General features: G+C 70.7%; 10 protein-coding genes and 1 pseudogene. 2 read left to right on the top strand and 9 right to left on the bottom strand.

Features of this window, described 5'->3' with window-relative positions; all coding sequences use genetic code 11:
- Window positions 1–4: 4 nt before the first annotated feature.
- From AQJ58_RS04415 to AQJ58_RS04375, 9 genes are all read right to left on the bottom strand, one after another.
- On the bottom strand, window positions 5–805 hold the full coding sequence (locus tag AQJ58_RS04415; RefSeq protein ID WP_079078689.1) for a class I SAM-dependent methyltransferase: 801 nt from the start codon (window positions 803–805) through the stop codon (window positions 5–7).
- Window positions 806–875: 70 nt separating this feature from the next.
- Entirely contained in the window at window positions 876–1,598 is a 723-nt protein-coding gene (locus AQJ58_RS04410) for a putative quinol monooxygenase (RefSeq protein ID WP_079078688.1), read from the bottom strand.
- Window positions 1,585–2,454, bottom strand: a complete 870-nt coding sequence (locus AQJ58_RS04405; RefSeq protein WP_067244885.1) for an NmrA family NAD(P)-binding protein — start codon at window positions 2,452–2,454, stop codon at window positions 1,585–1,587. Before AQJ58_RS04405 ends, AQJ58_RS04410 begins: the two co-directional genes overlap by 14 nt.
- 254 nt (window positions 2,455–2,708) lie before the next feature.
- Window positions 2,709–3,236: a YceI family protein gene (locus AQJ58_RS04400; protein ID WP_067244883.1), complete on the bottom strand. Its 528-nt coding sequence runs from the start codon at window positions 3,234–3,236 to the stop codon at window positions 2,709–2,711.
- A 151-nt stretch (window positions 3,237–3,387) separates the two neighbouring features.
- Window positions 3,388–4,815: a DHA2 family efflux MFS transporter permease subunit gene (locus AQJ58_RS04395; protein ID WP_067244881.1), complete on the bottom strand. Its 1,428-nt coding sequence runs from the start codon at window positions 4,813–4,815 to the stop codon at window positions 3,388–3,390.
- Between the two features lie 211 nt (window positions 4,816–5,026).
- Window positions 5,027–5,806 (bottom strand): enoyl-ACP reductase FabI, encoded by a 780-nt coding sequence (gene fabI / locus AQJ58_RS04390; RefSeq protein ID WP_067244880.1) that lies wholly within the window; start codon window positions 5,804–5,806, stop codon window positions 5,027–5,029.
- 253 nt (window positions 5,807–6,059) lie between these two features.
- Entirely contained in the window at window positions 6,060–6,548 is a 489-nt protein-coding gene (locus AQJ58_RS04385) for a hypothetical protein (protein WP_234359950.1), read from the bottom strand.
- A gap of 180 nt (window positions 6,549–6,728) precedes the next feature.
- Window positions 6,729–7,970 carry an MAB_1171c family putative transporter gene (locus AQJ58_RS04380; protein WP_067244878.1) on the bottom strand — a complete coding sequence of 414 codons (1,242 nt, stop codon included), beginning with the start codon at window positions 7,968–7,970 and terminating at the stop codon, window positions 6,729–6,731.
- Between the two features lie 29 nt (window positions 7,971–7,999).
- Window positions 8,000–8,407 carry a hypothetical protein gene (locus AQJ58_RS04375; RefSeq protein WP_159056214.1) on the bottom strand — a complete coding sequence of 136 codons (408 nt, stop codon included), beginning with the start codon at window positions 8,405–8,407 and terminating at the stop codon, window positions 8,000–8,002.
- A gap of 283 nt (window positions 8,408–8,690) precedes the next feature.
- On the opposite strand from AQJ58_RS04375, the pseudogene AQJ58_RS04370 reads away from it, so the two are divergent.
- A pseudogene (locus tag AQJ58_RS04370) lies at window positions 8,691–9,372 on the top strand (winged helix-turn-helix domain-containing protein); the annotation flags it as partial.
- Between the two features lie 578 nt (window positions 9,373–9,950).
- Window positions 9,951–11,405 (top strand): FAD-dependent monooxygenase, encoded by a 1,455-nt coding sequence (locus AQJ58_RS04365; RefSeq protein ID WP_067244873.1) that lies wholly within the window; start codon window positions 9,951–9,953, stop codon window positions 11,403–11,405.
- The last annotated feature ends 45 nt before the right edge of the window (window positions 11,406–11,450 follow it).

Here is an 11,450-nt window from a genome sequence, read left to right as displayed (position 1 = left end):
CCGGTCAGCCTGTTGTCGGCCGTTGTCCCCACGCGGAGATCAGCAGGGTCGTCATGTCCTGGCCCCGGGGTGTGCCGAGGGCGTCGAGGAAGTCGGTGAGCTGTTCGGCCGTGACCAGGCCGCTGTCGACCAGGGTGTGTCCCTCCTGGCGCAGCCGGGTGCCGATCAGTTCGTCGTCGGCGGCCGACTGGCCGGGGCCCGCGGGGGTGACCTCCGAGTCGACGTTCGCCAGTCCCGCCCGGCTCAGGGCGGCGGGCAGGGCCCTGGCCCACCGCATGTCGGCGCCCTGGGCCTCCATCCGCCGCACATAGGCCCCGACGAGGGCTCTGCCGACCGGGGTGGGGGCGTGCTCCGCGGGGAGGTAGTAGAAGTCCTCCGCCACCAGCCAGCCGCCCGGCGCCAGCCATCGGGTGATCCGGCCGAGCGCCTCCTCGGGCTCCCGCAGATGCTCCAGGACGGCCCGGACCAGGATCAGGTCGAACGCTCCCTCGGGTAACTCGGCCGTGGTCAGGTCCGCCTGACGTACGCTCAGATTGGCGGCCCGGCCGGGTTCGAGGTACTCGGTGTCGGTGTCGAGCGCGAGCACCGATCCCCCGCTCACCCGTTCCGCCAGCCAGTACGCCATGGATCCGGCGCCGGCCCCGAGGTCGAGGCACCGCCAGGTGGGGGCGAGGGGCAGCCGGCCGATGATGCCGGTGGTCACCACGTCGTACTTCTTCTCGAACAGCCGTATCTGGTCGAGCGGGGAGAGCTGCCCCTGGGTCAGCGATCCGGTGCTGCGGGCGGCCTGTGCGTCCGTGGTCATGCCTGTCACTTCCTCCGGGCGGATGCGGTCGGGCGGCGGTGGGGGCGCGGGAGGCGGCAAGAGCCGTCGTCTACCCGGCCGCGAGGGTCTCGGCGACCAGGGTGCACAGCAGGAGGTCCGGCGGCGCGACCTCCAGGTCGCCGATGTCCTGCTGTCCGGCCGCGTTGCGCGGATCGGCCATGTACGCCTCGAAGGCGTCGCGGTCGGCCCACTGCGGGTAGTTGACGTACGTCCTGCCGTCGGGGCTGATGTACGGCGTCGCCGCGATGAACCCGGGGAAGTCCTTCTTCCAGTCGCCGCTGCGGCGCAGCAGGTCCGCCATGGCCTCGGCGGCCCCGCGGTCGGCGACGTACCGGGTGGCGACGCAGACCAGGCCGGGCGGGCTGTCGGCCGCCGGTCCCCGCACGCCGGGGGACGGGACGCCGCCCACCAGGTCCGGGCCGGTGACCGCTGGGCCGAGGCGGTTCAGGAGGGCCTCGCCGATGCCGGCCGGGTAGGAGTCGCGGGCGCTCGCCTCGTCCCGCCAGGCCACGGAGTGCACGACGGTCGCTCCGTCGAGGCCCAGGTGGATGCGGGAGGAGAGGAACCCGTCCAGTCGGCGGATCCAGCCGTCGACCGCCTCCTCCAGGGCGGTGACCGCCTGCCGCGAGGTCGGCGGTCCGTCCGTGCGCAGGGTGAGAAAGGTGCGGAACCCCTCGCCCGTCCCGTCGGGGGAGGGCATCGCCTCGGCGGACGTCATCGGCTCGGCGGAAGCCGTCGCCTCGGCGGACGTCATCGGCTCAGCGGAAGTCATCGGCGAACTCCACGGCCCACTCGCGGAAGGTGCGCGGCGGACGGCCGATGACCTCTTCCACCGTCGTGGTGATCAGCTCGGGCTCCTCGGTGAGCATGGCGAAGTAGTCGAGGGCACCGCTGGCGTAGGCGGGCGGCCAGCCCGCGCCGACCATGGCCTCGAGCGCGGCCTCGGCCGGTACGTCCTCCCAGCTCAGCTCGCGTCCGATCACCTCGCCGATGATCTCCACCTGTTGGATCTGGGTGAGGACCTCGGGGCCGGTGATGACCAGGCGGCGGCCGGCCAGCTCGCTGCCGGTCAGGGCACGGACGGCGACGGCGGCGACGTCCTCCTCGTGGATGGAGGAACGGGCTGCGGTGCCGTAGGGAGAACGCACCACGCCGCCGGCCTTGATCTGCTGGGCATAGGAGAGCCGGGCGTTCGCGGTGAACCCGGTGGTCTGGAGGAACGTCCACTCCAGGCCGGTCTTCTCGATCAGTCCTTCCAGGTAGGCGTGGCAGTTGTTGTCGGTGTGCTCGTAGCCGATGTGCACGCCGATCGAGGAGACGAAGACGACCCGCCGGGCGTGGCGTTCGATGCGCTCCAGGACCGCCGGGGCGGTGTCGACGTTCAGGGTGAAGAACGGCCACATCAGCAGGACGGACTCCACGCCGTCGAGGGCGGGCAGCAGACTGTCGGGGTCGGCCAGGTCGCCGTGGAAGACCTCGACTCCCTCGTCGGGCAGGCGTCCCGCCCGGGGGTCGTCCGCCAGCAGCAGGACGCGGGTGGTGACACCCTCGCCGATCAGCTGACGGACCACGTTGGGGCCGACGTTTCCGGTGGCTCCGATGACCAGAGCCGTGATGTCCGCGCCCATGACCCTCTCCCTTTCCGTTGGCTTCGTTGGATTTCCGCGGTGGTTCCCCTCAGGGGCCCCTCGGTTTCCCGGCTGTTCTCCGGAAGGAATGAATTTCGGCGCCCGTCCCGCACGGAATGTGCGACAGGGCGGCTGATTCCACGCCGGCGCTATTGCCCGGGAATTCGGGCTACAGCTTCACAGTCCGGGAATCCGACGGGCAAGGAAATTTCTCTAAGATTCCGCGAAGTTTCCGGCCGACGGTCCTGGGGGGGTCAGCGCCGCTCGGCGACCACGTCGAGATCGAGGGTCAGGTGACGGCCCATGGACCCCTTGCCCTTGGTCACGCCGAAGGCGTACCGGTCGACGGTGGTGACCGCGTGGCACACCAGGCGCCGTTCGTCTCCGGAGACGGCGTCCAGGGTGAGCGCGGCCGGCTTGCTGATCCCCCGCACCGTCAGCCGCCCGTGGACCAGGTAGGCCCCGTCACCGGCCTCGACGCGCTCACCCCGGAAGTGCATCTCGGTGTGCGTGGCGACGTCCAGGAACCCGGCCTCACGGACGTGCGCGTCACGCTTCTCGTTGCCGGTGTCGATGCTGGCGGCGGAGACGACCGCCTCGACGGTCGAGGACTCCGCGGGATCGCCCACCACCAACTCGCCCCCGGAGACGGCGAAGGTGCCGCGGACGACGGCCAGGCCGAAGAAATTGCGGATCCGGAACCGGACCGTGGACTGTGCGGGGTCGATGGTGTACGTGCCCGTCCCGGGCTTGAACTCCACCGTGTTGCCGAAAACGGCCATGCTGCGCTCCTCTGCGCTGTAGGAGAAAGGGAACCGTCGTCTGCGGGCGCAGCCGGCTCCCGTAACGCCACCTCCGTCCGCCGGACGCCGGGGCGGGCCTCGACGCGGGGCCTCGACGCGGGGTCCGGGGACGGAGGAGGAACGAGGGCCGTCAGGCCGTGACGGGATCCGGGCGTTCGGCGCTCGGTTCCTGGACGCGTCCCGTCTGCCGGGGCACCAGCACGGCGGCGACGGCGGCGCACACGACGGCCGCGGTCCCGGCCCACAGCGCGGGCGTCAGTCCGTCGACGAACTGCCGGGCCGACGCGTAGCCGCCCTGTGCGGAGAAGACCGCGGACATGGTCGCGACCCCCAGGGCTCCGCCGACCTCGCGCAGCGCGTTGTTGGAGCCGGAGGCGATGCCCTGTTCCTCAAGACGGACGCTGCTCATGACCAGGTTGGCCGTCGGGGCGAAGAAGAAGCCCATGCCGAGGCCGCTGATGACGAGGGACGGGACCAGTTCCGGATAGGACACGCCGGGAGACACGACCAGGGCGAGGAGCGCGAGTCCGGTGGCCTGGAGCAGCAGGCCGGTGACCACGACCGGCTGTCCGCCGAATCGGTCGGAGAGCGTGCCGGCGATCGGCGCGGCGATCATGGGCATGGCCGTCCAGGGCAGCATCCGCACACCGGCCTCCATCGGCGAGTAGCCGCCGACGTCCTGGAGGAACTGGCTGAGCAGGAAGATGGACCCGAACATGCCGACGAACATGAAGAGGCTGGCGGCGTTGACGGAGCTGAAGGCGCGGCTGCGGAAGAGGCGCATGGGCAGCATCGGGTTGTTGGCGCGTGTCTCGTAGAGGACGAACACGGCGAGCAGGAGGGTGCCGCCGATCAGGCCGGTGAGGACGCGCGGGCTGGACCAGCCGTCGCCGTTGCCGCGGATCAGCGCGTAGACGATGCCGAACAGGCCGGCGCTGACGAGCGCGGTGCCGGGGAGGTCGAGCCGGGGGGAGGGGCCACGGCTCTCCTCCAGGCGCAGCAGCGCCAGGGGAACGAGTGCGGCTCCCAGCGGCACGTTGATCCAGAAGATCCACTGCCAGGAGAGGTGCTCGGTGAGCGTGCCGCCGATGAGCGGACCGGCGGCCACGGCGAGGCCGTTGACCGCACCCCAGATGCCGAAGGCGGCGCCTCGCCGCTCGGGCGGTACGGCGGCGGACAGCAGGGTGAGGGTGAGGGGCATCATGATCGCGGCGCCGAGTCCCTGGACGGCCCGTGCCGCGATGAGGGCCTCCATGCCGGGCGCGAGGGCGGCACCGGCGGAGGCGGCGGTGAAGATGCCGAGGCCGACGGTGAAGAGCAGTCGGCGGCCGAACCGGTCGCCGAGGGCGGCGCCCATCATCAGGAGCACGGCGAAGGTGAGGGTGTAGGCGCTGACCGTCCACTCCAGATCACCGAGTCCGCCTCCGAGGTCCTCGCGGATGGAGGGCAGCGCGGTGGTGACCACCAGGTTGTCGAGGGCGGCCATGAAGCCGGCCACGCTGGCGATGACCAGCGTCCATAAAGCGGTGTCCGGACGGGCTGCCGGTCGCTGTTGCATGACACTCCTCAGGAGTTCGGTGCTCGGTGGGGGGGCGGCCGGCGCTGGCGCCGGGCCGGCGGATCGGGTCGGAGGAAGGCGGGGGTGGCCGTTCACCGGGGGTGGGCGGGTTCCGGTGCGCGCGGCCGCACGGCGGGAGGGGCGTCGATGCGGGGCACCGACCGCGCCGGGCGACGCGGGTGCGCGCACCGAACGCCGCTCCTTCGGGGCCTCAGCCGCCGACCGCGTGCAGGCCGCCGTCGACGTGGACCATCTCGCCCGTCGTCTTCGGGAACCAGTCGGACAGCAGGGCGACCACACCTCGTGCGGCGGGTTCGGGGTCGTTGATGTCCCATTCCATCGGGGAGCGCTCGTCCCAGACCCTGACCAGGTGGGCGAAACCCGGTATGGAGCGTGCGGCGACCGTCTTGACCGGCCCGGCGGAGACCAGGTTCACGCGGATGTCCTGTTCGGCCAGCTCGCGCGCGAGGTAGCGTGACGTCGATTCGAGTGCGGCCTTGGCCACGCCCATCCAGTCGTACATCGGCCAGGTGACCTGCGAGTCCAGGCTCAGGCCGACCACGGATCCGCCGCGTCGGCCCAGCAGCGGCACCAGCGCCGTGGTGAGGGACTTCAGGGAGTACGCGGAGATCTCGACCGCCGTCGCCACCGAGGACCAGGGGGTGTTGAGGAAGTTGCCGCCGAGGGCGTCCTGGGGACTGAAGCCGATGGAGTGCACGACCCCGTCGAGACCGACGCCCTCGCCGAGGTGTTCGCCGACGCGGCCGGCGAGGCTGTCCAGGTGCTGCTGGTTCTGGACGTCGAGTTCGATGACGGGTGCCGGCTTCGGGAGCCGCCGTGCCGCCCGTTCCACGACGGCGAGCCGGCCGAAGCCGGTCAGGACGACCTCGGCCCCCTCCTCCTGTGCGAGACGTGCCACATGGAAGGCGATGGAGAAGTCGGTCAGGACGCCGGTGACCAGGATGCGCTTGCCTGCGAGGATTCCACTCATGGTGCTCAGTGACCCATGCCCAATCCGCCGTCCGCACAGGACAGGACGGCTCCGGTGGAAGTGGTGTGTGAGGCTGCTGATCAGGAAGGTGCACGGCATTCACCGCCCCGCCTGGACGTAAACTATACTTTACTTGCAGGCGGGAGGACCACACCATCCGCTCCCGCGCCAGAAATCGCACAGGACTGGCCGCACAGGCCGGAACGGGAGCCGGGCCGCGGTGAAGGAAAAGGCCGCCGACGGGCCGAGGGCGTCAGCCGCGGTCCGGCGCCGAGGAGTCGGCCTGCGCGTCGAGGGCGTCGAGCATCTGTAGGAGCTGACGGCGCATCGCGGGGGTCATCTCACCGGCGCGCATGGCGATGGTGCGCACCTGACGATCGGTCAGCTTGCGCTCCAGCTCTTCCAGTTCCTCGACCTCTTCGACGCCGAGCAGATAGGCGGCCGTGATGTGCGGCATGCCGGGCGTGCGGCGCTCGTCGAAGAACTTGGCGATGGCCTTGACGACCGCGATCGTCGGATTGGTGTTGCGCCCGGAGCGCAGTGCCGCGAGGTAGACACGGGAGACCGTCGTGTCGTGGGAGGGGTCCTCGGTGATCTTCCGGGCCACGTACGGCGTGGAGTACGACTGGGTGCGGCCGTGGTTGTCCTCGTACGTCACGGACGCGAAGAGTCCGTTGAGGCACTGGGTGAAGTCACCGGCGGGCCGAGGCCAGCTCCCGGTGCCGCCGTCACCACCCGCCACCGCCTGCTCCTCTCCTGGTGAAAGCGCATACCGGCTCACGACTTTACAGGAGAAAACCCTGAGCAGACAGCGTGTCCCGCTTGACTCCGCGCGACGGCGACGCCGCGCCGACCCGACGGACGGTACCGCACGGGTGGCACGGGGCGCGTGGGAACGGGAGTCCTCCCGGGACAGCAGGTGTCAGCGGTGTGCGGACCCGGGGGTCCCCGTGTGCGGACGGGACGGGGCTGCTGGGACCTTGCCCGAAGCCTGAAGGGTTGTCAACGCTCTGGACAGACCCACCAGCCAGCGTGCGTCCGAGTCCAGGTCGTGGCCGCCGCCGCCGGGGACGGCACAGCGCTCGTCGGCGGGGGTGTCACCGGCCCTGCGCACCAGCGCCGCGGCCACCACCGCGGCACCCGTGTGGAGGTCCAGGTCCCGGCCCACGAGCCCGCGCGCCTCCCCGGCGGCCCGCGCGTCCCGCTCGACGTCGAGGGCGCAGTACGGCGTGAGCCGGACCAGCCCGTCCCGGATCTCGATCACCCGCCGGTAGTAGGCACGGGCGCGCCAGGGCCAGACGTACGGACTACGGGTCCACCACGACTCGGAGGTGCGCGGCAGGGCCAGTTCGGGGTAGGCGTCGTGCAACGCCCGCCAGAGCGGACCGAGTTCGCGGAACACCGCGTGCCGCGCCACCACGGCCGTCACCCGGGAGACCAGTTCGACGGTGACGGGGTGGGTGACCCCGCCGACCAGCATCCACACGCCGAACAGGGCGAGGACGTACCAGATTCCGTTCATCAGGCTCCGCAGCCCCGGGTCCACGGTGAACATCTGCTGGGCCAGTACCGAGCAGACCTTGAGGACACAGGCGAAGAGTTCGGTGACCAGCGCGATCGAGAGTATGCGCAGCGCGGCGCGCAGATGCCGGCGGATCGCGACGACGGAGTACACCAGCGACCAGCGCATCGCCATGGCGGCGACGCCGCCGATGTAGCCGGACACGACCACGACGAAGACGGCCGCGCTGCCGTCGTTGCGGTTCAGCCACTCGGCGGGAGAGGCGCGCAGGGCTTCGGGAGAGGCTGCCCACACCACGGTGGCGGCCGTCACGGCCAGCAGGAGGCAGGCGACGGCGAGCCTCTCGGACCGGCCTCCCTCGGGCCCCGCGGCCGATCGGCGGAAGAACTGGAGCAGCCAGAAGGCCGCGGACATGCAGACCGCGCTGGCGACCAGCACGTTGAAGCCCCTGCTCGCGGTCAGCAGCCAGGAGTAGAGGCTGGGGTGGAAGAGCAGCAGGGCCGCCGCGATGCAGACGGTGCACCAGGTGACGGCCTTCAGGGGCCGGTCGTCGGGCGCCCGCCGGGCGTGGACGACACGGCTCACCGCGCACAGACACACCATGAGGTCGACGTAGCTGCAGATGAGCGTCCTCAGGTGCACGGTTCACCCCGTACCGGGCGGTGTGCGGGTCACAGCCAGGACGTCCCGTTCCTGAGGGCCTGCCCCATGCGTTCGAGCACGGGGTCCTCCGGGCCGGCGCCGTCGAAGCCCTGGCAGACACCGCGCATGGCGGAACGCTCCAGGATGATCGTGGCGATCAGCTCCGCCTCGAGCTCCTCCTCCGAGTCGTAGACCGTGCGCATGCGGACGGGGCCGGCGCCGGGCTCGTGACGCATGACCGTCGCGGACGCGGAGAGATGGCCGACCAGGATGTGGCCGACCTCGTGAAGAATGATGTGGTCCTGATGCGGACGCGTGGTGTCCTGCTGATAGAAAATCACGTCGGCGGTCTCGGTGGCGACGCAGACACCCAAGGGGCCGGGTGACTCGAGCGGGTACGGAATCAACCGGATTTCCCGCCCCCGGCGCTCGCCCAAACGCCTGCATAATTCATGCACGTCGAGCGGATATCCGACTTCAAGGTCCCGTAAAAGACTGCGGCATCGCCGCCGCAACCTGCGCTTCCTCATACTCCCCCTACGAAAGTATGTGCTGTCGGATATCTACGGTCTCGCCAACCCTAACCCACCGGACCGAAGGGCACAAACATTTACACGTCCGTAACATTTGACAGTCCCGGCTCCGGAAGCCGACTACCGAGGTTGAACTCGTGGTGTCGCAGGGACTGACGCCTCGTCGCTCGTGCGGTATCACCGGAGCATGCGGTATCCACAAGGGGGCGGGCTGACCTCCGAAAGGCAGCAGTTTCGCGAGGAGTTACGGCTCAAGGCGGCCGAAAGGTTCGCCCGGGGCGAGGTGAACTCGGTGATCGCCAAGGATCTGCGGGTCAGCGTCCGGTCGGTGCAGCGGTGGCGGCGGACGTGGGACGAGGACGGTCCGCGGGCTCTGCGGTCGCGGGGGCCGGCGTCCGTGCCGAGGCTGAGCGGGCAGCAGTTCGCCCAGCTGGAGGCGGAGCTGGCCAGGGGGCCGGCCGCCCATGGCTGGGAGGACCAGCGGTGGACGCTGGCGCGCGTCAGGACGGTGATCGGCCGGCGCTTCCACCTGACCTACACGATCCAGGGCGTGCGCACACTGCTGGTCCGCAACGGCTGGTCCTGCCAGGTCGCGGCCCGACGCGCGAGCGAACGGGACGCCGACGCGGTGGCCGGGTGGGTCAAGGAGGATTCTCCATGACGCCGCCGCAGGCCATGTCCTGGTCACAGCGCGGCCCGGATCCCGGTGGCGGGTCCGCGGCCGGTCCCGCAGCCGCATCGCCGTCGCCGCACCGACCTGCTGCACACCCGGCCCCCGGTCCTGGCTGATCCACCGGCCCCGCCGGGACGACGGCCGACGCGACGGGCGCACGAGCTTCTCCTGGCGCGGCTACCGCGACCGCACGACATCACGAGTTCAACCTCGGTAATTCGATCACGTACCCGAGCCCCATCCGCGGCAAACGGCCCGATCGGCGGCGCCCCCGATCCAATAGATAATTCCAATGGCCACTCACGGGAAATCCGTCCGGCGCGCCGACTTGCGTCGACGGGGACCGGCCCGTCCGATCACGGACGCCCCGCCGTGAGGACGGACGGCCCCGATCACCGCGGCACCAGGGGCCGATTCAGGACAAGCGGCCGGAAACGAGCAGCAAGCGGAACTCCGCAACGCCTAGCGAAAACTTCATCCTGGCTTAGAGGAAGGTCCTTGACCGTCCCTCGATCGAACAACAAGGCTAAGGGTCACCGCCTGACGGACTGCCGCCGGCGGCCGGGGAAGACAATCGATCGCTCTAGCGCGACGCCCTGCACATCCCAGCGATCACCGGGAAACGGTCCGAGAATTCTCCACTCGATTTCCTGACGCAGTTCTCCTGCGGAATCGGTGTGCCCGGTCCGGTGTATCCCGGGTTCGAAAAGGGGCGATCCAGGGTTTTCACAATGCCGAAGACAAGCCGAGCGGTTCGGCCGAGGAGGGTGGTTCATGGACACCGCGGTGATAGTTGTGGGAGCCGGTCCCGCAGGGCTCATGCTGGCCGGTGAGTTACGTCTGGCCGGCGTCGAGGTGACCGTGCTGGAACGGCTTCCCGAGTCCACCGGGGAGTCCCGCGGGCTCGGCTTCACCACCCGCACCATGGAAGTGTTCGACCAGCGGGGACTGCTGCCCCGTTTCGGTGAACTGGAGACGAGCGCGCAGGGGCACTTCGGCGGCATCCCGCTGGACCTGTCCGTTCTCGACGGCGCGCACCTGCCCAACAAGACGATCCCGCAGTCGCGCACCGAGGGCGTCCTGGAGGAGTGGGCCGCCGAGCTGGGCGCGGACATCCTGCGCGGACACGAGGTGCTCTCGCTGTCCCAGGGCGCCGACCACGTCGAGGTGGAGGTCCGCGGTCCGCAGGGAACGCGGCGGCTGCGCGGCGCCTACCTGGTCGGCTGCGACGGCGGGCGGAGCACGATCCGCAAACAGGCGGGCTTCGACTTCCCGGGCACGGCCGCCACGCTGGAGATGTACCTGGCCGACGTGCGGGGTCTCGATCTGCGCCAGCGCATGATCGGGGAGACCCTCCCCGGCGGCATGGTGATGGTCGGTCACCTCGACGGCGGCATCACCCGGCTCATCGTGTGCGAGGGCGGCACCCCGCCGAAGAAGCGCACCGCGCCCGTCCCCTACGAGGACGTGGCGGCGGCCTGGCAGCGGCTGACCGGCGAGGACATCTCCCACGGGGAACCGGTGTGGATCAGCTCCTTCGGGGACGCCACCCGCCAGGTCACCGAGTACCGCAGGGGCCGGGTGCTGCTGGCCGGCGACTCCGCCCACATCCATCTGCCCGCCGGCGGCCAGGGGATGAACACCAGCCTCCAGGACTCCGTGAACCTCGGCTGGAAGCTCGCGGCCGTGGTGCGCGGCACCGCGCCGCAGTCGCTGCTCGACACCTACCACAGCGAGCGCCATCCGGTCGGAGCGCGGCTGATGATGAACACCCGGGCCCAGGGACTGCTGTTCCTGAGCGGCTCGGAGATGCAGCCGCTGCGCGACGTGCTGCGCGAGCTGACCGCCTACCCGGACGTCACCCTGCATCTGGCCCGCATGGTGAGCGGCCTGGAGATCCGCTACGACGTCGGCGAGGGCGACCACCCGCTGCTCGGCCGCCGGCTGCCGCACACGGAACTCGTCGGCGGCGACGCCAAGACGAGCACCACGGAGCTGCTGCACCCGGCGCGGGGCGTGCTGCTCGACCTGTCCGACGACGCCGCGCTGCGCGGGACGGCCGCGCCCTGGGCGGACCGGGTCGACGTCGTCACCGCCACCCCGCACGAGACCGGCCCGCTGGCGGACACCGCCGCCGTGCTGCTGCGCCCCGACGGTCATGTGGCCTGGACGGCCCCGAGTCCGCGGGACCTCGGCGCCGCCCTGGAGCAATGGTTCGGTCCCGCCTGACCCGCGCCCGAGCCGCCCGCCAGAGCCGCCCGAGTCACCCGTCCG

Origin of the sequence: Streptomyces sp. DSM 15324, from assembly GCF_001514285.1 — a bacterium.
Taxonomy (GTDB): Bacteria; Actinomycetota; Actinomycetes; order Streptomycetales; family Streptomycetaceae; genus Streptomyces.
This window is presented reverse-complemented; position numbering and strand designations above follow the sequence as displayed.